The organism is Enterococcus sp. DIV0691, assembly GCF_051711145.1.
Classification (GTDB): domain Bacteria; phylum Bacillota; class Bacilli; order Lactobacillales; family Enterococcaceae; genus Enterococcus_B; species Enterococcus_B hirae.
This window is the reverse complement of sequence record NZ_JBIOLY010000001.1, coordinates 1,259,552-1,280,935: the sequence shown is the minus strand read 5'-3', so window position 1 is coordinate 1,280,935 and position 21,384 is coordinate 1,259,552. Positions and strand designations below refer to the sequence as shown.

Annotated in this window: 25 protein-coding genes and 1 tRNA gene; 8 read left to right on the top strand and 18 right to left on the bottom strand. The window is 35.0% G+C overall.

What is annotated here, in order from left to right:
• Positions 1 to 118: 118 nt before the first annotated feature.
• A complete protein-coding gene (locus tag IGJ11_RS05800) occupies positions 119 to 1,585 on the bottom strand; it encodes a peptide MFS transporter (protein ID WP_010719307.1) in 1,467 nt (488 codons plus the stop codon).
• A 364-nt stretch (positions 1,586 to 1,949) separates the two neighbouring features.
• On the opposite strand from IGJ11_RS05800, the gene IGJ11_RS05795 reads away from it, so the two are divergent.
• On the top strand, positions 1,950 to 2,546 hold the full coding sequence (locus tag IGJ11_RS05795) for a nitroreductase family protein (RefSeq protein WP_010719308.1): 597 nt from the start codon (positions 1,950 to 1,952) through the stop codon (positions 2,544 to 2,546).
• Positions 2,547 to 3,102: 556 nt separating this feature from the next.
• Here the strand turns inward: IGJ11_RS05795 and IGJ11_RS05790 are convergent.
• The 3 genes from IGJ11_RS05790 to IGJ11_RS05780 form a co-directional block, all read right to left on the bottom strand.
• A complete protein-coding gene (locus IGJ11_RS05790) occupies positions 3,103 to 5,559 on the bottom strand; it encodes a phosphatidylglycerol lysyltransferase domain-containing protein (RefSeq protein ID WP_251849777.1) in 2,457 nt (818 codons plus the stop codon).
• A 395-nt stretch (positions 5,560 to 5,954) separates the two neighbouring features.
• Positions 5,955 to 6,443 carry a hypothetical protein gene (locus IGJ11_RS05785; RefSeq protein ID WP_010719310.1) on the bottom strand — a complete coding sequence of 163 codons (489 nt, stop codon included), beginning with the start codon at positions 6,441 to 6,443 and terminating at the stop codon, positions 5,955 to 5,957.
• 109 nt (positions 6,444 to 6,552) lie between these two features.
• The gene (locus tag IGJ11_RS05780; protein ID WP_010719311.1) at positions 6,553 to 6,750 is read right to left on the bottom strand and encodes a hypothetical protein; all 198 of its coding nucleotides are present in this window, start codon (positions 6,748 to 6,750) and stop codon (positions 6,553 to 6,555) included.
• A 346-nt stretch (positions 6,751 to 7,096) separates the two neighbouring features.
• On the opposite strand from IGJ11_RS05780, the gene IGJ11_RS05775 reads away from it, so the two are divergent.
• From IGJ11_RS05775 to IGJ11_RS05765, 3 genes are all read left to right on the top strand, one after another.
• Positions 7,097 to 7,828, top strand: coding sequence for a C39 family peptidase (locus IGJ11_RS05775; RefSeq protein WP_034700662.1), 732 nt, complete (start codon positions 7,097 to 7,099; stop codon positions 7,826 to 7,828).
• Positions 7,829 to 7,886: 58 nt separating this feature from the next.
• Positions 7,887 to 8,306, top strand: a complete 420-nt coding sequence (locus IGJ11_RS05770; RefSeq protein WP_053766358.1) for a hypothetical protein — start codon at positions 7,887 to 7,889, stop codon at positions 8,304 to 8,306.
• A 45-nt stretch (positions 8,307 to 8,351) separates the two neighbouring features.
• Positions 8,352 to 8,424: transfer RNA gene (locus IGJ11_RS05765), tRNA-Gln, on the top strand.
• 76 nt (positions 8,425 to 8,500) lie between these two features.
• Here the strand turns inward: IGJ11_RS05765 and IGJ11_RS05760 are convergent.
• The 3 genes from IGJ11_RS05760 to IGJ11_RS05750 all read right to left on the bottom strand — a co-directional run bounded on the left by IGJ11_RS05760 (position 8,501) and on the right by IGJ11_RS05750 (position 9,568).
• A complete protein-coding gene (locus IGJ11_RS05760) occupies positions 8,501 to 8,872 on the bottom strand; it encodes a YxeA family protein (RefSeq protein WP_207432318.1) in 372 nt (123 codons plus the stop codon).
• 225 nt (positions 8,873 to 9,097) lie between these two features.
• Positions 9,098 to 9,286, bottom strand: a complete 189-nt coding sequence (locus IGJ11_RS05755) for a hypothetical protein (RefSeq protein WP_010719315.1) — start codon at positions 9,284 to 9,286, stop codon at positions 9,098 to 9,100.
• An 18-nt stretch (positions 9,287 to 9,304) separates the two neighbouring features.
• Entirely contained in the window at positions 9,305 to 9,568 is a 264-nt protein-coding gene (locus tag IGJ11_RS05750) for a hypothetical protein (RefSeq protein WP_010737474.1), read from the bottom strand.
• Positions 9,569 to 9,731: 163 nt separating this feature from the next.
• On the opposite strand from IGJ11_RS05750, the gene IGJ11_RS05745 reads away from it, so the two are divergent.
• Positions 9,732 to 9,989 (top strand): glucose uptake protein, encoded by a 258-nt coding sequence (locus IGJ11_RS05745; RefSeq protein WP_088775783.1) that lies wholly within the window; start codon positions 9,732 to 9,734, stop codon positions 9,987 to 9,989.
• A gap of 80 nt (positions 9,990 to 10,069) precedes the next feature.
• Here the strand turns inward: IGJ11_RS05745 and IGJ11_RS05740 are convergent, their stop codons facing one another.
• The 3 genes from IGJ11_RS05740 to IGJ11_RS05730 all read right to left on the bottom strand — a co-directional run bounded on the left by IGJ11_RS05740 (position 10,070) and on the right by IGJ11_RS05730 (position 11,118).
• On the bottom strand, positions 10,070 to 10,261 hold the full coding sequence (locus IGJ11_RS05740) for a hypothetical protein (protein WP_010719318.1): 192 nt from the start codon (positions 10,259 to 10,261) through the stop codon (positions 10,070 to 10,072).
• Between the two features lie 107 nt (positions 10,262 to 10,368).
• Entirely contained in the window at positions 10,369 to 10,671 is a 303-nt protein-coding gene (locus IGJ11_RS05735; protein ID WP_010719319.1) for a hypothetical protein, read from the bottom strand.
• Between the two features lie 12 nt (positions 10,672 to 10,683).
• A complete protein-coding gene (locus IGJ11_RS05730; protein ID WP_010719320.1) occupies positions 10,684 to 11,118 on the bottom strand; it encodes a universal stress protein in 435 nt (144 codons plus the stop codon).
• 343 nt (positions 11,119 to 11,461) lie between these two features.
• Here IGJ11_RS05730 and IGJ11_RS05725 point away from each other — a divergent pair, with 343 nt between their 5' ends.
• Positions 11,462 to 12,079: a LysM peptidoglycan-binding domain-containing protein gene (locus IGJ11_RS05725; protein ID WP_010737411.1), complete on the top strand. Its 618-nt coding sequence runs from the start codon at positions 11,462 to 11,464 to the stop codon at positions 12,077 to 12,079.
• A gap of 66 nt (positions 12,080 to 12,145) precedes the next feature.
• On the opposite strand, the gene IGJ11_RS05720 is transcribed toward IGJ11_RS05725, so the two are convergent.
• The 7 genes from IGJ11_RS05720 to IGJ11_RS05690 form a co-directional block, all read right to left on the bottom strand.
• Positions 12,146 to 12,682 (bottom strand): ClbS/DfsB family four-helix bundle protein, encoded by a 537-nt coding sequence (locus tag IGJ11_RS05720; RefSeq protein ID WP_207432320.1) that lies wholly within the window; start codon positions 12,680 to 12,682, stop codon positions 12,146 to 12,148.
• An 83-nt stretch (positions 12,683 to 12,765) separates the two neighbouring features.
• Entirely contained in the window at positions 12,766 to 13,527 is a 762-nt protein-coding gene (locus IGJ11_RS05715) for a class I SAM-dependent methyltransferase (protein ID WP_010719323.1), read from the bottom strand.
• 407 nt (positions 13,528 to 13,934) lie between these two features.
• Positions 13,935 to 14,225 (bottom strand): hypothetical protein, encoded by a 291-nt coding sequence (locus tag IGJ11_RS05710; protein WP_034700666.1) that lies wholly within the window; start codon positions 14,223 to 14,225, stop codon positions 13,935 to 13,937.
• Positions 14,218 to 14,496 carry a DUF2089 family protein gene (locus IGJ11_RS05705; protein WP_063627040.1) on the bottom strand — a complete coding sequence of 93 codons (279 nt, stop codon included), beginning with the start codon at positions 14,494 to 14,496 and terminating at the stop codon, positions 14,218 to 14,220. Before IGJ11_RS05705 ends, IGJ11_RS05710 begins: the two co-directional genes overlap by 8 nt.
• A 353-nt stretch (positions 14,497 to 14,849) precedes the next feature.
• On the bottom strand, positions 14,850 to 15,305 hold the full coding sequence (gene tnpA / locus IGJ11_RS05700) for an IS200/IS605 family transposase (protein ID WP_251850107.1): 456 nt from the start codon (positions 15,303 to 15,305) through the stop codon (positions 14,850 to 14,852).
• Positions 15,306 to 15,546: 241 nt separating this feature from the next.
• Entirely contained in the window at positions 15,547 to 15,891 is a 345-nt protein-coding gene (locus IGJ11_RS05695) for a metal-sulfur cluster assembly factor (protein ID WP_010719329.1), read from the bottom strand.
• 131 nt (positions 15,892 to 16,022) lie between these two features.
• Positions 16,023 to 16,964 (bottom strand): YitT family protein, encoded by a 942-nt coding sequence (locus IGJ11_RS05690; protein ID WP_010737469.1) that lies wholly within the window; start codon positions 16,962 to 16,964, stop codon positions 16,023 to 16,025.
• A 158-nt stretch (positions 16,965 to 17,122) separates the two neighbouring features.
• Between IGJ11_RS05690 and IGJ11_RS05685 the strand changes: the two genes are divergently transcribed.
• Entirely contained in the window at positions 17,123 to 17,614 is a 492-nt protein-coding gene (locus tag IGJ11_RS05685; RefSeq protein ID WP_010719331.1) for a YajQ family cyclic di-GMP-binding protein, read from the top strand.
• A 146-nt stretch (positions 17,615 to 17,760) separates the two neighbouring features.
• On the opposite strand, the gene IGJ11_RS05680 is transcribed toward IGJ11_RS05685, so the two are convergent.
• Positions 17,761 to 20,112 carry an ATP-dependent DNA helicase gene (locus tag IGJ11_RS05680; RefSeq protein WP_251849604.1) on the bottom strand — a complete coding sequence of 784 codons (2,352 nt, stop codon included), beginning with the start codon at positions 20,110 to 20,112 and terminating at the stop codon, positions 17,761 to 17,763.
• Positions 20,113 to 20,750: 638 nt separating this feature from the next.
• On the opposite strand from IGJ11_RS05680, the gene IGJ11_RS05675 reads away from it, so the two are divergent.
• The gene (locus IGJ11_RS05675; protein WP_063627038.1) at positions 20,751 to 21,377 is read left to right on the top strand and encodes an MBL fold metallo-hydrolase; all 627 of its coding nucleotides are present in this window, start codon (positions 20,751 to 20,753) and stop codon (positions 21,375 to 21,377) included.
• Positions 21,378 to 21,384 lie beyond the last annotated feature (7 nt).

The following is a 21,384-nucleotide window of genomic DNA, read 5'->3' as shown; positions in this document are numbered from 1 at the left end:
GATTCACATCCATCAATCGCTATCCTTTACTTATTTCTTATACTTATCCATATAAAAAAAGCACCAAAGCTAGTTATTTCCACTAACTTTGGTGCTTTCTTTTATAACTTCATTTGATTTAATGAATGGAACCCATCAATTTTTTGATTGGTTCTTTGATCATAAACAATACAACTGCTCCGACGATTGCTACGACACCGACAATCCCGAAATAAGCAGATTCAGTACCTGGTGTATAGAAACGCGCGATTTGTGCATTGATCGCTTGTGAAGAAGCATCTGCCAAGAACCAGATAGCAATGGTTTGTGATTCAAAAGCTTTAGGTGCTAATTTTGTTGTCGCAGACAAGCCAACTGGTGATAAGCATAATTCAGCGATTACGACAATGAAGAAGCTGCCGATCAACCACATTGGACTTACTTTACTATCTGTGCCATAAAGCATGCCTGGTAACATCATTAATAAGAAAGATAACCCAGCAAATAATAGTCCTAGTGAAAATTTCACTACTGTTGATGGTTGTCGTTTTCCTAATCTCGTCCACAATGTAACAAATACTGGTGTCAAGACGAAGATGAAAATCGGATTCAATGATTGGTACCAACTAGCTGGAATATTCATACCGAACAATGTTGATTGTGTCCGTTCTTGTGCAAACAGAGCTAAGATGGAAGATCCTTGTTCTTGTAACGACCAGAAAATGATCGCTGCTAAAAATAATGGGATATACGCCCATACTTTTGGTTTTTCCTCTGCTGTAACATTTTTAGCTGTTAACATTTTAACAAAATAGTATAACGGTAAAAGAATACCTAAAACACTAATTGAATTGACAAAGAAATCAATGGTTAAATGCCCAGTGACTTGTGCGCCACCAAAGATTGCTACAATCACAACTAAAGCAATGACTAAGTTACGAATGAATTTTTTACGCTCTGCTGCTGTTAATGGGTTAGGAGCAACTGTTCCTATACCATCCAACGTTTTACGTCCTTGGATCACGTATTGTAACAGTCCAAAGAACATTCCGATTGCAGCTAATGAGAAGCCAAGATGGTAGTTGTATTCTTGTCCGATCGTTCCTACGATGATCGGTGCTAACATCGCACCTAAGTTGATCCCCATATAAAAAATAGAGAAGCCGGCATCTCGTCTTAAATCAGTTTTTGAATAAAGATGTCCAACCATTCCGGAAACATTTGGTTTCAAAAAGGCTGTCCCAAAGATAATCAAAGCCATTGAGACGAATAAAGTGGAAACACCAAATGGCAACGCTAAGACGATATGTCCAAGCATAATAAATATTCCACCGAAGAAAACAGTTCTTTTTGCACCTAGTACCCGGTCTGAAACCCAACCACCGATGATACTAGACATATAAATCAGTGAACCATAAATTGACATAATTGCTAATGCTGTTGCGGTAGGTAATCCAAGTCCACCGTTTGCTACAGTATCGTACATGTAGTAAAGCAACAGCGCACGCATACCATAATAACTAAATCGTTCCCACATCTCTGTGAAGAACAATGTTGACAACCCCTTCGGCTGACCGAAGAAGCCCTTGTCTTGTTGATTTTCCATAATCCATACCCCAATTCTTTAAATTTTCAGAAAATACTATAAATATTCACTGAAAAATTTAACTAAAAAACTTATTTAAGAAATATATACTTATTTTCTATAAAAACGAATAAAATTTAATGGGAAAATGATAATAAAAAATAAACAGATATTTAATAATTATATATTGCTATTTTAAAATGATCGAGTTTTACTTAGTTTAACAACAATGGAAACGTTAACTAAAATAACCTCTATTATTTTAATATTCATTAAAAAATTTACTTATTTTTTGTGAGCATATTATTTCACTTACTTTTTGTAAGGTGATATACTTCGTTTGTACTCATAAAATATGCAGATCGCAACTAAAGGAGATTTCACCATGACAACATTTACAACAACTTTGCAAAACCGTCGTTCTATATATGATTTAGGACGTAACGTAACACTATCAAATGAAGAATTAACAGCTTTGATCAAAGAAGCAATCAAAGAAAGTCCAACTGCATTTAATGCACAATCAACACGAGCAGTCATTCTTTTTGGAGATGCTCACGAAAAATTATGGGAAATGACCGAAGAAGCTCTTCGCCCATTGACACCTGCTGAAGCTTTTCCAAATACGCAAAATAAATTAGCTGGCTTCAAAAAAGGCTATGGAACAGTCTTGTTCTTTAAAGATACAGATATCATCAAAAATCTCCAAGAACAATTTACATTATATGCTGACAACTTCCCAGATTGGTCAGAACAATCAAATGGGATTGCTACAGCAAATACATGGGTAGCCTTAACAGAACAAGGTTTAGGAGCTAACTTGCAACATTACAATCCAGTAATTGACGAAGCTGTCGCTAAAGAATGGAACATCCCATCTAATTGGAAACTACGTTCTCAATTAGTGTTTGGCTCACCAGAAACACCAGCTGGAGAAAAAGAATATATGAACGACGAAGATCGTTTCCGTGTATTTAACTAAAACCTCTATGTAATAACCAACTTTTAGCCCAATACTTTAATGGTTGTGAATAGCGTGCTTTAACTTGAACAATAAGTGCACATTTTTAAAATAGCTTTTCAACTCCTTAAAAGTGTCTGCTTATGGTTTAATGTTCACTCTGTGATACCATTTCTGTCTATATTAAACTACTAAAGATAAAGAGCTCGGGGCGAAGGTCGCCCTGAGCTCTTTATCAATTTTCTTTTATCCTACCTTTAACCAGAAGGACTTGTTACATTAATTACATAAAAATCTTAAAATAGTCTATTCATGCGTTCTATTAGACTTGCCTATTAATAAATTCTATCAAATTTCACTAAAAAATTTAGAGATACCTTTAATGATCTTAAAAAATTAGATACTAGAAGAGACTGGGACAAAAGTTGTCTCAGTCTCTTCTAGTATCTCTAAAACGAATAAAATGAGTTTTTGTGTTCCTTGTCAATTTTCGGAAATTCCTTCTTATTTCTTGATACTAAACACTTTTGTCTCAACCTCTTCCTAATGGCTTTGTTACGACTATCATCTTTTTCTATTATTTTGAATGAATTAATTTATAACAAGCATATAAGTTTTTCAACACCCAGGTTTTATTTTCGTAAACGAGATATTTTGCAGCCCACTGAGGCTTGTATTTTTCTTTGTATTTCCTTAACCCTTTGAATGAATACAAATACTGAGTATTATTATAGACGCTGTAAATAAACGTATTCTCTAAATTAATTGTGTTTTTATAAGTAGAAGAGAACGGAGCCATTCCTAAATTGAATTTTTGATAACCTTGTTCCTTAGCCCATAGGATGGAATATAAATAAAGAGCATCCATCATTGCCACTTCTTCGCTGATAGACCAACGGATCAAGTCGACTGAAATGGTCTCATTAGTATAAGTTGGCATCATGGAAACAAAGCCAACAATTTTTTGTTCTTGATTTCTTATAATACCAACTGCTGCACAATTTAAATATTCCTTCTCAAATCGTCCGACAGAAAAAGTCATCTCATTTTTTGACCTTAACCATTGATCAGATACTTCTTTCAATTCTGACAACAGTTCACGATCATGGGATAACTGTGATGTTGGTGAAAATTCCGAAGAAATTGAGCCCAAGCTTTCTGATGACTCTGAAACAATTGTCGGTTCGATGATTTCAAATGTATACCCTAGTTTTTCCATTTGGTTTAATGTTGCTCTAAACCCTCTCTTCTTCTTCCCTGATAGTGAAAACTCAGATAAATCAATGACTGCTTCTTCTCCTAACTTGAAAAATTCGCAATTTAGATCATTATAAAAACTAAGGTACTGTGTGGAAGCTTGATAAAAAACAATTCGTTTGCCTAATTGATTCGCTTTAGACACCAAAGTTTTCAAAAAAGGAAAAATGGCTTCTTGTTTACCAACTGGATCACCTAAAATAAAGAGATAATGGTTATTTTCTTGATAAATCACTGCAACATCTTCCCACCACGCAACTCGGTTTTCCTTTAAAAAACCTAAATGAGCTAAGTGATTTCCACCATTTTGTTCTAAGAAATTTCGATATTCAGCATCATCTAATAGCTTTAAATCAAGCTTTAATGATTTCCTTTTTCTTCTTCGGTGTATAACTGACCAAAGCCCAGAAAGTAAAAGCAATAATAGTGTCGTTCCACTCAGAATAAAGAATGATTGTCTAGGCAATATCGGAAAAATTTCAGTTAGACTATCAAATACATAGAGACACGCTAAAGTCCAAATCAATTTTTCTAAAACACTTTGTTTGATGACTTCGACCTCTAACCATCTCCTATAAAATAGAGTATCTACAAATAATACCGTTGTTAATAAGAGGGCTGTCAAACTTTGGTCTTCCCAAAAAAGATAAAACTGACAAAGTGCTAATAACATCAGTTTGAAACGCAACATTTTCCAAGTATCGATCGCCCCTTTATAAATCCCTACGACATCTGTCAGTAATAAAATGCTCAGACATACGTAAATTGGCGCAATAAAAAAAGCCGACTTCATTCCCATATATGCATATTCAAAAAATAAAATGCATGAATCAAATAAAAATGTTAATGAACAAAATAGAAAAATGGCTGTGCTGAGCGTTCTTCCAATTTGCTTCATCTGTGCTTGCGTAATCGAAAATACTACTGTCGTAAATTCCTTCGTAAGAATCGTAAATTGATTATTGCTGATTTTTTGACTAATCAGCATTTGAACTTCACTCACACTGAACAATAAACCAAACAATAGTGGAATGAAGTAATACGCTAAACGATACAGAATCAGCGCCATCAATACTGCTTCTTTATCTATCTGCAGCTCCTGTGTAGCGCCTAAAAGGAAAATGACATCAAACGCACCAAAACCACCTGGTACCATACTAATAATTCCAGCAATCGTTGCTAAAATAAAAATACTTTCCATATCAACGAATTGAACCTGCAAGTTAAGAAAACGAAACGCGACGTACATCACAATACCAGAAGTGAGATAATCAATCGTTGATACGATCGTGAATTGTAAACCTAACCATCTCGCAGCTGGAAGTGGCGGTTTGATACTAATGTAGCCGATATATAGAGGCAACAAACAAGCACTGACAATTAAACCAATCTTGATCGTATCATTTCCCTCTAATAAATGACTTTCTGGAAAAACATTTAGCAGCACCATTGCAGATAATACGCCCACACCAGAAATAGATGAGATCAATAATAGCGAAATCGCTTTTTTTAGTTGGTTTACTCTGCTTTGGTCAATATAGTTTTTATAGAAATTATAACGTACGCTGGCACCAAAAATTCCACCAAATCCCAAAACTGCATTGAATGAATTGGCAATCCAGCTGATTTTTAATAGTTTTATTTTAGAAATTTTCATCGTCTTCAGTTTTCGGATCAATACAAAATCGTAGAGACAAAGAATGAAAATGCCTAAAGCACCTACTAAAAACAAACTGAAAATTTTTAAGATAGATTCATTACTAATTGTTTGTAACACTTTGCTTAACCTAATGGTAGAAAGTTCACTATTTATTTTTAAAACAGAGATCGAAAAAATGAATAGTGAGAATATAATTTTGAAAAAATTGAGTTTTATCCTCTTCATTAAAATTAAAAGTCCTTTCATTATAATAGAGCTAATATATATCAAATTAGTGAAACAATTTTTTTAATGTTATTATAAAAGTGATCGCAACGATTCAAAAATAAATAAACAAACTCTTTCTCATACGAAGAATCATTTTGAAATGCTGTGTAATCTAGCGTCTGCAAGGCAAAGAAAAAAGAGACCGAGCTAATACTTGCCTCAGTCTCTTATTATATATGCGACTCCGAAATAGGTTCATCCCATATATCGCTCACTATCGTTCTTTGTTCTTATTCTAAAGTAACTTACTCTTGATCAGAATCAATCATAATATCAATTTCGGCATCATCATTTAAATGCTGTGCTAAAAAAGTGACCAACTCTTCCATTGATACAGAAAATTTCAGCATGGGTCCACGCCAACCGTTACGAAAGAAATTCATTTTTATGATGGAAGATCCTTCCGGTTGATACAAAACGATTTTATTGATCTCAGAAAAAGGAACACCTTTTTTATCAAAGCTATTTAGAACAAGCCCATCTTCTGTTATACCACGACTATCTAGTAAAAAGCTGATGAAAATTAGCGCTGACAAGACCCCTTTTGCCAATTCATCTGCAGTTGGTTGACTAATCAGCGTAAACCAAAGAACTAAGATTGCCAGAAAAGGCACGACTAAGTAAACCCAGCGATTTCTAACCGTTCGATAGACGATTTCTCGACGTACCAACCATAAAAACAAACACATAACAAAGACAAATAAAAATAATAGTAAAGTAAATATACTAATCATCTAACTACACCTCTTTTCTCTTTCCAAATACTCGAAAAAGAAATAAAAATTACAAGCAAAAGGACATACAGTACCGATTTCGTTACTGTACGTCCAAAATCATTTCTTCTTATTCAAATGTTTCGTATTTTGCAACAACCATACTTGCTTTTTCTTCTAATAACTCTTGATCTTCCATTGCGCATTGAGCAACTTTGACTACGGCACAATTCGTCATTTTTGAAACAACTTCTCCGATAACTGCTTTTGTAAACCCAATCGGTTTACATGAATATTGCTCTCCTAAATTAATCATTTCTTCCGTCATCAAAATCCTCCTAAACTACCAAGCTCTTTTATAAGGTAACTGTTTTTTTCAAACAGTAATTGCTCTTTCAAATAAACATCATCTAAAAACATTTGTTATTTGACCTGCGATTTATTTCGACCTTACTGGCATTATAGCGTACTGTTTTCGTTTTCACAATTAAAAACTATCAATAAATCGAAACATTTTTTTCAATTTAAAAAAAATTATTCGGCTATTGATCCTGTGATTTTTCAGGACTTTTGTCTTTTTATTTTAAATTTGGAAAACAACATGTCAAATTTTTTATTTTATTTTTAAAAAAAAGCATTATAATATGTAAATATCAGAAAAAAGGGGAATTATTATGAAAAGATTCATTGGTAAAAAAATATTATTCTTGGCAGTCCTATTATTCGTTATTTTTTCTGCCACCACTTATTTTCACCATTCACACAATGTTGGAAAGGATACTGAAAAAGTGAGTAGTTATGCTAAAAAACAAGTTTTACTTGATGTCCCCTTGGAAAGCCAATTCACCGAGCCAGCGTTAGGAAATGGCTGTGAAGTTACTTCACTGTCCATGCTGCTTTCTTATTATGGTTACGAGACTTCTAAAAACCAGTTAGCTCAACAATTGAATTACGTTCCTGTTTTTAATGCTGATGGTACACATGGCGATCCTAATGAAGGGTTTGTTGGGGACATCAGCGGTGGAGATTGGGCAATGGGCGTCTATGTCCCGCCTATCGCTTCGTTGGCACAGACAATCGTAAAAACAGATTATCATACTCTTCCAAAAACCGATGCAACAATCAATGACATTAAGAAAGCTTTACAACAAGGAAAGCCTGTGTGGGCCTCCGTTACTTTAGATTTCCAAGTGCCTACTGATACTGATTTCGTTACTTGGCAAACAAACAATGGGCAAGTAAAAGTGACACCATTAAACCATGCCTGTGTAGTTACTGGTTATGACAATGACAATATTTATGTAAATGATCCTTATGGAGAAAAAAATAGACCCGTAGCAATCAAAGATTTTGAGGCAATTTTCACCTCAATGGGTGGTCAAATGTTGACTTTAGAGAAAAGCTAGTATTTTTATAAAAAATACATTATACTCTAGCTAAATATGATGGAAAGGATTGAGGGAAATGGAAAAAATTCATAAAAAAATAGATCCTAATGAAATTCCGATTATTTTCGTTCGTGATGTAAATGGTCATACACCAACCAAAGTTTCCGTCAAGGAATGGACGGATCGCTATAGCCCAGTTTCACTCAATGAGTTACAGATCAAACTTTATCGTCAAGCATTAGCCTATTATTCTGAGAAAGATTATGCAAAAGCGATTGATTTATTGAAATTTTTAATCTCACAAACAAACTATACACATTTTGAATACATCGAACGTTTGGCAACGATCTATCGAATCATCGATGCTCCACTAAAAGAATTTCAGTTACTTTCTAATACATTATCAATTGCCAATTTGATCCCACTTCCATCTGCATTAATCAGAAAGTTAGAAAAACGTATGATCATTGTCAAAGAAAAGTTGGATAAAGCGTGATCACTTGCATTTTTCTTGTGTCATGCTATGATCAAATTGTTTGATTGGGATGTAGCCAAACTGGTAAGGCACTTGACTCTGAATCAAGCAATTGCAGGTTCGAACCCTACCATCCCAATAAAAAAACCATTCAGAAACTCAGTTTCTGATTGGTTTTTTTATATTCTCTTTAAGTTTACATAATAAAATTATATTTATCCAATGATAGCTAATGCTTTTTTAGGTACTTCTTTTTTGTCAACTTCTTCATATGACTCGACGTGAGCGCCCTTATTAATGATCTTTAAATAATGTCCTTCTTTTAAAATAGATAAACCTGTAAATTCAATCGGTCGTTTATGTCCCTTTTGATCGGCAGCTTTTTGGATATAAGTCGCTGTTCCATATGAATTGACTTCATCTGGTTTTTTCGTCTTGACGTATACCTCTCCTTTTGTTACCAACGGATTTAATTGGTCTACCACACCTGCCATCTCATCGTGGGCGTTTTGCGTATAAAACTTCAAGCCAACTAATGCGACTCCTGCAAATAATACCGTTCCAATAACTACTTTTACTACTTTCATTTTTCTACCTCCTATTTTTATTTCATTATATCCATAAAAATAAACGGCATCATCCGCCTCTAGTTGGAGATTTTTCTCCGACTTTGGCACAAAAGCTTTTGCTCACCTTGTTCTAAATAATGCTCAATATTAAAAAACGCTCAAAACGGCTAAAACCATTTCAAGCGTTTTTTTTAATGATAAAATCATGAGCAACAATTTTGCCATATGATTAATTTCTTGTAATTAATACAGCCTAGTTGGATCATAATGATAAACTACATTCCCGTTCAATAATGCCTTACCTACGACATATTTACGATTCTCTAATTTTAGCCACGCTTCACGAAAAAGCATGACCTCTTCTCTTTTGACCTCAATTTTTTCAATTTTTCCGTCAATCAATTCTTGGATAAGTGCTTCGTATGGATTCATTGTTCTCCTCCGTCACAATCAATACGTAGTAAAAATTGGTTCATGATCTACTTTTGTATCTAGGTCTGTTCTGACATTTACCGTTGTATATAAAACTTTTTCAACAGGTATACTATAATAATTGTCTTCGCTACTGCTGAATTGGTGTACACCTTTTTTCGTCAGAATACCATTGATTTTATTCATCAGTACTCTTTTTTCTACACTATTACTGACCACATAGTAAATCACACGTATATTGTTTACTAAATGTAAATCGACTTCTAACATTACTTGATCCATGAAAATTTCATCCTTTCTTTCGGATCAATTATAGCAAGAAACTTCTTGTTAATCAAAAACCTTTGTATGTCCTTCTTGGTTATCAATTAAAGAAATACTTGCATCATTTGATACAAAATGTTATTTTGTATCAGATATCATTATTATTCTGGGAGGCACTCTCGTGATTGCGATTGGTCAGCTTGTTTTTTACATTCCATTTTTCATCATGCTAAGTATTCTTTTCTATTACATAAATTGGACAAAAAAGAAACTATCTGTTTTACTTATTTCTCTTCCAAGCATCTATTTTACTTATCAAATCTTTTCTTTCCGTCATTGGGAAATCCCTTCTGTCTTAATTAGACATGTCATTAGTTTAGTTATTTCAGTCATTATACTGATACTTTGGATATTTTATTTATTAAATAAACAAGATTAGTGTGTGTATAGATTGTGAATAAACGAACAAAAAATGAGTGTGAAAAAAGTGAGCAACCACTTTTTCACACTCATTTTTGATCATTCATTTACACCAAAGAAAGATTTGAACCGTTCAAGGATTGATGCTTGTTTTAAATCAATAAACTGTTGGGCAACAGAAAATTTGTCCTCTAGCAATTCTTTATTTGATTCAATCAAAATTTTTGCTTCTTCGTACTTCTTTTCTTTACATAGTTGCTTGACTTCATTCAATACATCACCAGCACTCATCTTTTCACCTACTTCAGTTATTAGGAACCTGTTGATATAAAAGGTTGTCTCAATGTTGAATGTTTACGATTCTTTCACACAATGAACTTTCTTCCGCAGCACAAAAGCTATTCTTTTTGATCACTTGACGTGATAAACCGGATCGACTCTTGGTACTCCCGATAGTCTCTACTATAAAGATCTGTTAATCGATCTGGCAAAACGAACCAAGCTGGATGGTACCCATTTACAGTGACAGGAAATCCTTTCTCTTGCAGACTATCACCATCCCAGCGTAAGGCAATCGCTGTTTTGCCTGACCATTTCACTAAAGCAACAGAATAACCTTTTTTCGTCTGCGTACCATCTTCTAAAATTTTGAGGATTTCTATTTTTTCTTTAGGAGCTGTAACCTCTTGTGGACGTACCATTCTTTCCCCTCCTTATTTGACCACTAACACACTGCAGGGCGCATGAGTAACAACATAAGATGCTGTAGAGCCGACTAAAGCTTGTTGGATTGCTCCTTTACCAGTAGCCCCCATGACAATCAAATCGATCGCTTCTTGTTGTGGAAACACCGTCCCAATCAAGTTACGTGGGTCACCAGTTTCAACAATAGCATGGATGTCATTGATCCCATATTCTTTCGCATCATGGATCTTTTTTAACATTTCGACTTCTATCTTCTGTTTTTCTTCTGCATAGATTTTTGAAAATGCGTAGGCGCTATGTGTCAACTCTACTTTATTGATGATCGAAACGATAAATAATTCGGCTTCATTATCTTTCGCTAAATCTAGCGCTTCCAAAAAAGCTTGTTCTGATTGCTTAGACCCATCGACAGCTACCATTATTTTTTGATATCTCTTACTCATGTTATCGCCTCCTTGTTTCTATTATTGTAACATCACATGCTAAATTTAAAAAAAATTACGCTGTTTTCAATTATTTCGTATTTATTTTCAAAAAATGTAGCTTTTTTTTACTTGTTTCTAGTGTTTATTTTTCTCATCAATTGTCCTTGTTAGTGGTTTATTTTAAACGTTTATGACGGTTTTCTCATTGTTTTTCACATTTTATGATAATCTGTTTGTTACAAAAAACGTATCTTTGTTACAAAGTGTCATAGAGCTTTTACCTATGAAATATTTTCCCATGGTAAAGTATTCCTCGTTGGACACAACAAAACTATTTTTAAATTTATGAAGGAGATCTTACATGAAATCACTTAAAACATTACTATTAGGAACAACTTTGACTGCCGGCGCACTATTCTTTATGGGAACATCTGCACATGCGGACGAAGCTTATACCGTTCAATCAGGTGATACGCTATCAACGATTTCTCAAAAATACGTTGGTGATAACTCCTTGATCCAAACTATTGCAGAAAAAAATTCAATCTCAAACATCAACTTGATTTATTCAGGTCAACAATTAACAATCCCAACAGGCGAACAAGCAGCAACAACACAAACAGCTTACCAAGCGCCTGCTCAAACAAAAACAGTGGCTGAACAACCAGTGAAGCAAGAACCAGTTCAACAAGCAGCACCTGCTCAACCAGTTGCTCAAGCAACGCAAACAGCGGCACAAGCAACACCAGCGACAACAAACACAAGCTCAGCGAAAGAATGGATCGCTCAAAAAGAATCTAGCGGTTCTTATACAGCAACAAACGGTCGTTACATCGGACGTTACCAATTAGATTCTTCTTACTTAAATGGTGACTATTCAGCAGCAAACCAAGAACGAGTTGCTGAACAATACGTATCTTCTCGTTATGGCTCATGGGAAGCAGCTAAATCTTTCTGGGAAGCAAACGGTTGGTACTAATATAAAATAGCTTGTTTAAAAAGCGAAGGTCCCTCTTTAGGATCTTCGCTTTTTTATTGATTCTATTCATTTATTTTTTTGAGATTGTTTTAACTTCTTGATTGCCCATTCGTAGTGACTGGCAGTTGCAGAAATGAAATAACTACCTAATGTGGTATTTCCCACCCATGCAAATTGCTTTTTCTGGAATAACTCTTCATCACTCAATGCATCTAATTTTTTCATTACTTGCTCATGGCTTTTTTTCAGATCGTTTTCAGCTTCCACTAAAGAAGTTGTTTGATGCTTTTCTACAAACTCTTCATTCATCTTCCCGTAGGTTCGCCAATTATACGGTTCAGGCAAGAAATTTCTTTCTTCCCCGTTAAAGTTGCTTTCAAGCCATCGTAACAATAGTTGATGCCATTCGTATAAATGGATCAATACATCTTTTAAGTCTTTGTCTCGTCGCCAATGTGCTTCCTTTTTTTTCGCCAAAAACTCTTCACTAAATTGAAAGGATTGCTTGCGATCTTCCTCACTCATACCGTTAATTAATTTCCATAAATCATCGAATTGGCTGTTTGCTTTTTCAAGCAATTCATCTTTTGATTTTGGTCGCATATAACGCACCCCCTCTTTTTTGCTAAATCACCTGCTCACCATAAGGAATTTCAAAATGATTTGTAGTAACTTTTATGTGTTCATTATTTTGTATTACGAGCAACAAAAGCAAAACGATGTTGCAAATTATAAATCGTACCATGTCGTTTCAACTCTTCATAAAGTCCCAATAACTCTTTGAAATTTTTCTCAACTGTAAATCCTGGGTACTCCCATTCAATCGTCCGTACATAAAAGATCAAACTATCCATATCAAAGAATTGTTGATTCAAATAGGCTTCGTCACAAAACAAAAGATCAAAATGGTGCTGTTCTAGTTCTGCTTTCACTAAGGAAAGATGAAAATCAAAACATTCTTTCCTTACTTCTGGCATCAAACGAGAAGCCAAATTCAACCCGTTGAAATCTCCTACTTGTTGAGAAATAAATAACCCATCTGGTTTCAAGACACGCTTCACTTCAGCTACTGCAAAAGATTCATGAGAATTGATCACTAGATCAAATGAATCATCTGGAAAATCCAATACGTCCTCTTCCCCCACAAATTTTACTGTTACACCTTGAGGGTCAAGTGTTTGTAATAATAGCTGGTAATTAGGCGGATACCCTTCCGTTACTGCTGTCTGTTCATAAGGATGGTTAAATGTTTGTAACAATTCACCTCCACCTGTTCCCATATCTAATAGAGACATAGTTGGAGTTAAATAATTTAAAACAAGCTCTCGGTAATCCCACGGAGGCTCTTCACACGACCATTTCCCATCTAAATAGGAAAAATCCCAGCCAGTAAAATTTTTCTGTTGTTCCTCACTTTTAAGCCACTCTTTTTTTAATTGGTCCATCATCTTTTATCGCTCCAGTCATTATGATTTTATAATCGTTGACGGCGATATAGTCGATTGGATAAAGCATACTCGATATAGGTCTATCCATTCCACTATATCGAGTAGCTACCTCGTTGTTTTCTCATGTTCATTCTCCTTTTGATTGACTTAAAAATAGTATATCATGAAAACCAGGAACAGAAAACGCTTACTAAAAAACTGTTTTGTGCGTTTGCTTAGAATGTTAGATAATTTGGAAGCTATAAATTTTTTGAGTTTCAACAACCTCTTTCGCAATTATTTTCCTATACTGTACAATCTTTCAGTACATCAGCTATCCGAATATTTTACATAGAAAAAAAACTCTTCTATCAGCATTTACTAAAAGCTGTTAAAAGAGTTTAAGTTAGTGTATCGCCAATAACTCGTTATTGATTCAAGATATCCTTTGCTTTCATTTTTTCCATTTCTTTTATTGTCTTTTTTTTCTTTGATTCTTTTCCGCCTTCATAAATACAGATCAATGTAATCAAACCAACAATAGGCATTAATATATTTCTAAATGTTAGATTTAAATGACCTGTCAAAACGATAAAAACAACTAAACCACTGAAAATCACTGGTAAGATCGCTCCCATATATTTATTCCCTATATAACCACTTAGGGTTTGAAACCCAATAATACCTGCAATAAATAAAAATTGTATTATATTATTCATCTATACTCTCCCTATGTTTTTTTATAATTTCTTTTGCTACGTCTAAGCTTATCTTTTCGTTAATCACGAGTTGCATCATTGATACTTCAAAAGAATCTTCTTGCTTTATATCAAAAAGTTTTATTTTTTCAATTAATCTATCTAACCTTAATCTTACTGTTGGGTAACTAACTTCATACTCTTTTGCTAACTGCTTTAAGGAACCTGATGCCAACAAAAATTTCTTAATAAATACTTGTTCCTCAGGTTCTAAATTAAAAAACCATTCCATTCATTAACCTCCCAACAAAATATAAATATAATTAAACAAAGTTTAACATTGTTAAAAATAAAACACAACTTAATTTATTAAGTATGATTTATAAAGAATTTCGAGATGCGATTTGAATAGAAAAAGAGAAAGGGATAAAAGTCGTTATCATTTATTCATATTTTGACAATTTTACTTCATCAAGCATCAATTTTTACAAAATCATAACCACCCTTCAAAAGGGTGGTTTGCACTAGGGCTATAAGCCCTTTACACCGGCCAGCGCCTAAAGACGCTGGCTTTCTCATTTCATGTTCAAGCCATATTGCCTTTGCCACTTTTGCTCACCTTTAAAAAGGTGGTTGTATTACTCTTTAACCCTTGAAAGGGTCTTCATATTCTCGTACGCTCAATTTATCTAGTGCTATATCATGTTTCTCTTGTTCTTGAATGTATTTTCTTATGGTCGCTTCATTCAGTCCCACTGTACTTACATAATAGCCTTCTGCCCAAAAATGTCGATTCCCAAACTTATATTTTAAATTCGCATGTTTGTCAAAAATCATTAACGCACTTTTTCCTTTTAGATAGCCCATAAAACTGGATACACTCATTTTTGGTGGAATACTCAATAACAGATGAACGTGATCTGGCATCATATGTCCTTCTAATATTTCTACCCCCTTATATTTGCATAACCGTTTAATAATCTCTTGAATGCTTGCTCGATATTGATTATAGATGATTTTTCTTCTATACTTTGGTGTGAATACAATGTGGTATTTACATAGCCACTTTGTATGGGCTAAACTATTTGCTTTATTAGCCAATTTCTATCCCTTCCTTTCGTTATCAATATGACCTGAACAATCATATTTTAACGATATGAAGGGCTTTTTGGTAGAACCATTTATTCCCCACCCGCATAGCAGGTGGTTTTATGTTTCACTCGCTTTGCGAGTGAAACTAGGTCTAAAGACAATAACAAAAACTCCCTCACCAACTTTTTCTAAAAGTTGATAAAGGAGTTTAAAAGTTGTTTACTCGTTGAATATGAAACCCGTGTCAAAATTATCTGATACCAAGTGCAATCCGTGCATAGCGACTCATCTTATCCGTCGTCCAGGCTGGATACCAAACTAGTTTGACTTCTGCCTTAGTTACTTCTGGCACTTCTTTTAAGGCGTCGTGGATTGATTCAGTTAGGATATCAGCTAACGGGCAACCCATGGTTGTTAAGGTCATTTTAATGACTGTTTCTCCGTTTTCTGGATCAAACTCGATTTCATAGATCAAGCCTAGGTTGACGATATCGATCCCTAGTTCAGGGTCGATGACCATTTCTAAGGCAGCTAAGATTCGTTCCTTGATTTCATTGACTTCTTCTGCAGACCATTTTTGGTTTGCTTCGCTCATCTTGCAGCACTCCTTCATGCAATTTTCATTTATCATACTCTTTTTTTGCTCATTTGTAAATGAGAATCGAGAGGTTCTATTCTCATTTAGCAGGTTGAAAACAGAAAATTCTTCTGACTTATTTAAATCAATTATTGTTTTTTAGTTTTTGAAGGAGTTTTCTTTATTTCGGGAAAGACACCCGTAGAACGGTAAAGATTTTGTTCGCTTTCATTAGCAAAACGGCCAAATACCGAATGCGTTGGTAAAATATTGATAAAAGCATCTTCGTCGATTTCATGGACGATTTGATCTAAATCATACATTTCATAACGAGTGATCACCATCATGATCGTTTTACCTTCTTTTTTAGAATAGCCACCGATTGATGGTAAGAGGGTCATTCCTCGAACCATATTTTGAGCGATCGCTGCGGTCACTTCATCTGGTTTGACCGTCACAATCATGGCGGTCACTTTTTGATGACTCGTATGAATCGCATCAATCACTTGGGTCATGGCATAGATAGAGATAATCGTATAGAGCGCACTCTCCCAGTTAAAAAGAAAGCCCGCAATCACCACGATCAAACCATTTAACATCAGCATATAATTTCCAACGGTTTTCCCCGTAGTTTGTGAAAGGACTAAAGAAATAATATCCATTCCTCCAGTTGTAAACCCCATTTTAAGTGAGATCCCTACACCAACACCTAACAAAACACCGCCGACTAAGGCATTCATTAAAATATTGTCCGTCACCTGCCCAGTGGGAAGTAAGGTAGTTGCTACCGATACGGCTACTACATTGACAAAACTTAAAATCGTTGCTCGTCTGCCTACTTTCAAGAACCCTAGAATAAAGACAGGGATATTCAAAATAAAGATAAAGGCACCTGTGTCCACTTTTACGTGGAGCCAGTCAGATAATAACGAGGCAATGATTTGGGCAATCCCATTCATCCCTGCGGAAAAGACGTTTGCTGGAATCAAAAAATAATTTAAGGCAACCGCTGCGGTCAATCCGGTGACTAAGATAACCACAATCTTTTTTAATATTTCATTTCTTTGATACACTGTCATAATCTTACTCACAAGCACCTCTTCCTTTCAAAGTTATTCCAATTGTAAGAATAACAGGTTATGAATTAAATTAAAATACTTGAATCATAAATGAGAATAATTTTAGTAAAGCTTCAACACAATCATTTGACTATGATACAATAAAATAAAAACAAATCAGGAGGATCACTATGGCAAAAGATGCAAGTTTTGACATTGTTTCAGAGGTCACAATCGAAGAAGTCAGAAATGCGATCCAGCAAACAATAAAAGAATTAACCAACCGTTTTGATTTTAAAGATTCGACTATTGATATCAAATTTGATAACAATAAATTAACCATTCTCAGTGACGATGATTTCAAGATCGAACAAATCAAAGATGTCTTGTTCAGTAAATTAAACAAACGAAATGTTCCAATCAAAAATATCCATTTCTCTGAATCAGAGCATGCCCTTGGAGGAAAAGCACGCCAATCCGCTGAACTTATCAATGGCATTGATCGGGAAAATGCCAAGAAAATCACAACTGAGATCAAAAATTCAAAGATTAAAGTAAAAACCCAGATTCAAGAAGATCAAATTCGTGTAACTGGAAAAAACCGTGATGACCTTCAAGCGGTGATTGCTTTATTGCGAAAATTAGATCTGCCAATCGAACTTCAGTTTACTAACTATCGTTAACAGATAGCTTTACTTGTCAGACAATGAAACAATTGATCCAATACGCGCTTGAACAGATAAGACACCTGAATCTACCAGTCGTTTGTGGTTGATTCAGGTGTTTTTAATTTTAAACTACTAGCGCTAGAGTTTTTTCGCATCTCCAATTATTTACTTTTGTGCCAAAAATCGGTGATTTCTTTTGTGAGTTCAGAAAGGTTTCTGACAGTGGTCGCTGACTGCCAATGTCTTGGAAATAATTGGCGATAATCCAACCGAGTAAAACGCTGATCTGCTAACAAAACGATTCCCTGATCACTGGCATCTCTAATGACACGCCCCGCTGCTTGTAAGACTTTATTCATACCAGGTAATTGGTACGCATAAGCAAATCCCAGCTGATCTTTTTCGTCATAATATTCTTTGATCAACTCCTGCTCATGGTTCATTTGTGGTAACCCAACGCCAACGATCATACTGCCAATTAATCGGGTTCCTTTTAAATCGATCCCTTCTGAAAAGATTCCGCCTAACACACAAAAAGCTAGTAAGGTTTCGTCTGGATCAATTTGAAATTGCTTCAAAAATGTTTCTCTCTCAGTTTCACTCATCATGGTATCTTGAATCAGCACCTTAACATCTGGATATTTTTCCTGAAAGGCTGTTACTGCCTGATCCAAATATTGGTAAGAGGGGAAAAATATCAAGTAATTCCCGATTTTTTCTTTTGTAAAATGTTGGATCGTTTCAATCAATCGAGGCATGTTCTCTTCTCGTTTACGATAAGTTGTTTCTAAATAATTTGTGATCAGCACTTTTTGGTTTTTTTCTGGAAAAGGACTTGGCAAGCGATAAGCTAAGCTCTCTTTTCCTCCTAGCGTTTCTTGGTAATAAGACAATGGCGAAAAACTAGCGGAAAATAAGATACTACTTCTCCCCTTGGCTAACGATTGTTCTAAAAAATCACTAGGATCGATGCAAAATGCTTTGATGATGAAATCTTGATAAGTTTTCTCTACAGTTGTTTCATAATGATCATCGTAAAATTCACTGATTTTCAAAAAGTGAAGTAGGTCAAAATAAAAGGGGAGTAACGTCTCTTGAATGGCATGTTCAGGATACTCTGCCAACCACTCTTGGATGTGCTCACTCAATTGATAACCAGCATTAACCAATGTGTCCGCGGGTGCTTTTTGGTGGTGGTAGGTCCACCCATCTTCATTTGAAATTTCCTGAATCTGATCGAACGCTTTAAGTAACTTATTAAAACGTCGTCTTAACTTTTTAAATTCTTTTGGAATGAGTGCATAGACGTTTCTAGCGCTTCGATATGAAAGTTTTGCGGAGTACATCTCTCGGGAACGACTGACCAAATTATGGGCTTCATCAATCAGAAAAAGATGATCCTCATTTTTTTCGCCTTCAAAAAAACGTCGTAAATAAACAGTCGGATCAAACAAATAATTATAATCCCCAATAATCACATCACACCATAAACTCACATCTAGCGACAACTCAAAAGGACATAACGTATGTTTCTTCGCATAGGTTTCAATAACTTCTCTGGTGATTTGATTTTCATGATTCAATAAATCCCATAATCCTTCATTGATTCGATTGTAATAACCGTTGGCATACGGACATTGATCTGGATTACATGTTGTTTCGTCTAAAAAACAAATCTTATCTTTGGCTGTCAAAGTCACACTTTTGGTCTCAGCACCCACATCTTTTAACGCCTCCAAAGCATCTTCAGCGACTTGTCTCGTGATTGTTTTAGCCGTTAAATAAAAAATGCGTTCTCCCTCTTCTTCCCCTATTGCTTTCAAAGCGGAGAACAGTGTAGAAACTGTTTTTCCAGTTCCTGTCGGTGCTTCGACGAATAATTTTTGTTTTGTACGAATCGTTTTATAGGCAGCGACTGCTAACTCTCTTTGACCTTTACGGTAGTTGTCATAGGGGAATTTCAAAGCCATCAAAGAAGCATTTCGAACGGTACGCCAATTCTCTTGAAAAATCAGCCATTCTTTATAGTCATCTGTAAGTTTTTTAAAAAACTCATTTAATTGTTCGATGGTTTGATGCTCAACTTTTCGGGTAATGATTCCTTCAGTAGTTTGATAATAAGTTAGTTGCAAATTGATTTCTTTTAAATCATGTTCATGACAATAAATATAAGCATAGGTTCTTGCTTGATGGAAAAATAATTCAATTTGTTCTTTTTCTAAGTCTTCATACCTCGGTTCCGAAGTTTTTATTTCATCAATATAATAGATGCCTTCTTTTTGGAACACGCCATCTGCTCGCCCTTCTATGATTAGCTGGTATTCCTCGAAGTGGACAGTCGTCTTTAAAAAGACTTCTTTTTCATAGTCTTCTCCAGCATCTTTTTGAAGCTTCCGATGGATCTTGGCACCTTCCAGTGCGGTATGGTTACTTTTTTTACGATTGTCGATACTGCCACGCCTTAAGATAAATTCAACAAGGTTACGTACCGATATTTTTGATTGCTTCACCACTCCCACTCCTTTGACTATAAGCTTACCTGAAAAAGAAAAGAATCGCAAAATACTAAAATCAAGCTTATCAATTTGTCGATTTATACGCCTCAACAGATGAAAGTATTACAGCTATTTAGTCACTTCTTCCTTTCACAAGTAGGATCACAAAGCTATAGATTTGTTTACATTATTCAGATATCTCTCTCCCTTTACACTCATCATCGTTCACTTGAAAGTAAAGTAAAACATCCGAAAATAGCTTCTTGCATTTTCGGATGCTTCCCTTTGTTTTTCAGAGTTGGACATCACTGTCGCAAGCTCGAATAGGATATAGAATTAGGATTTTTGGATGAGCTCACTCTAACACCAATTTATTAAAAAGAAGTGAGAATTTTCTGTCCTCTTGTTTAAAATCTCTCAATACTTTTATTTTACATCTTGTCATTGAAATAAGTGGTTCATTTAGGAAGCAAGAAAACTCGGCTACAAAAAAACATGACTCAGCTCTACTATATTCAATTAATTCAATTAATTCATTTATTATTCATACAATTCGATTTAGATTCACCGTGGACCATTCCTCAAGTAGGGTCTTTTGTTTCATCTTATCAATTGAGTTATACTAGAATTAAGTAAGCGATCAGGAGGAACTCTTTATGCATATTGAACAAATCAAAACTGGGATGATCGAAGAAAATTGTTATTTGGTTTATAACGATGAAGCTTTATTGATTATTGATCCTGGTGAAGATGCAGCAAAAATCAAAACGCAAATCGAAAAAACGCAACAACAACCCGTAGCGATTTTACTAACACATACCCACTATGACCATATCGGAGCCGTCGAAGAACTTCGTCAGTTTTATCAGATCCCTGTATATGTTAGTCCATTAGAACAAAGTTGGTTAGGCGATCCGATATTGAATCTTTCTGGTTTGGGAAGACATGATGACATTGCGAATATCATTGTTTCACCTGCTGAATATGAATTTGAAATGAAAACCTATCGTCTAGGGAATATGACATTTCGGGTCGTCCCTACACCTGGCCATTCGATTGGAAGTGTCAGCTTTATCTTTGATGATTTTGTCGTATCAGGTGATGCACTATTTAAAGGCAGTATCGGTCGAACCGATCTATATACTGGGAATCTGGAACAGCTGCTACACAGTATTCAAACCCAGTTGTTTGTGTTGCCAGATGAATTTGCCGTTTATCCTGGGCATGGAGATGCTACGACCATTGAACATGAAAAAAGAACCAACCCTTTCTTTAATGCTTAACTAACAA

Coding starts and splice junctions, on each gene's coding strand:
- IGJ11_RS05800 (WP_010719307.1), bottom strand. CDS start 1,585: ATGGAAAATCAACAAGACAAGGGCTTCTTCGGTCAGCCGAAGGGGTTG.
- IGJ11_RS05795 (WP_010719308.1), top strand. CDS start 1,950: ATGACAACATTTACAACAACTTTGCAAAACCGTCGTTCTATATATGAT.
- IGJ11_RS05785 (WP_010719310.1), bottom strand. CDS start 6,443: ATGATTAGTATATTTACTTTACTATTATTTTTATTTGTCTTTGTTATG.
- IGJ11_RS05780 (WP_010719311.1), bottom strand. CDS start 6,750: ATGACGGAAGAAATGATTAATTTAGGAGAGCAATATTCATGTAAACCG.
- IGJ11_RS05775 (WP_034700662.1), top strand. CDS start 7,097: ATGAAAAGATTCATTGGTAAAAAAATATTATTCTTGGCAGTCCTATTA.
- IGJ11_RS05770 (WP_053766358.1), top strand. CDS start 7,887: ATGGAAAAAATTCATAAAAAAATAGATCCTAATGAAATTCCGATTATT.
- IGJ11_RS05760 (WP_207432318.1), bottom strand. CDS start 8,872: ATGAAAGTAGTAAAAGTAGTTATTGGAACGGTATTATTTGCAGGAGTC.
- IGJ11_RS05755 (WP_010719315.1), bottom strand. CDS start 9,286: ATGAATCCATACGAAGCACTTATCCAAGAATTGATTGACGGAAAAATT.
- IGJ11_RS05750 (WP_010737474.1), bottom strand. CDS start 9,568: ATGGATCAAGTAATGTTAGAAGTCGATTTACATTTAGTAAACAATATA.
- IGJ11_RS05740 (WP_010719318.1), bottom strand. CDS start 10,261: ATGAGTGCTGGTGATGTATTGAATGAAGTCAAGCAACTATGTAAAGAA.
- IGJ11_RS05735 (WP_010719319.1), bottom strand. CDS start 10,671: ATGGTACGTCCACAAGAGGTTACAGCTCCTAAAGAAAAAATAGAAATC.
- IGJ11_RS05730 (WP_010719320.1), bottom strand. CDS start 11,118: ATGAGTAAGAGATATCAAAAAATAATGGTAGCTGTCGATGGGTCTAAG.
- IGJ11_RS05725 (WP_010737411.1), top strand. CDS start 11,462: ATGAAATCACTTAAAACATTACTATTAGGAACAACTTTGACTGCCGGC.
- IGJ11_RS05720 (WP_207432320.1), bottom strand. CDS start 12,682: ATGCGACCAAAATCAAAAGATGAATTGCTTGAAAAAGCAAACAGCCAA.
- IGJ11_RS05715 (WP_010719323.1), bottom strand. CDS start 13,527: ATGATGGACCAATTAAAAAAAGAGTGGCTTAAAAGTGAGGAACAACAG.
- IGJ11_RS05710 (WP_034700666.1), bottom strand. CDS start 14,225: ATGAATAATATAATACAATTTTTATTTATTGCAGGTATTATTGGGTTT.
- IGJ11_RS05705 (WP_063627040.1), bottom strand. CDS start 14,496: ATGGAATGGTTTTTTAATTTAGAACCTGAGGAACAAGTATTTATTAAG.
- IGJ11_RS05695 (WP_010719329.1), bottom strand. CDS start 15,891: ATGAGCGAAGCAAACCAAAAATGGTCTGCAGAAGAAGTCAATGAAATC.
- IGJ11_RS05685 (WP_010719331.1), top strand. CDS start 17,123: ATGGCAAAAGATGCAAGTTTTGACATTGTTTCAGAGGTCACAATCGAA.
- IGJ11_RS05675 (WP_063627038.1), top strand. CDS start 20,751: ATGCATATTGAACAAATCAAAACTGGGATGATCGAAGAAAATTGTTAT.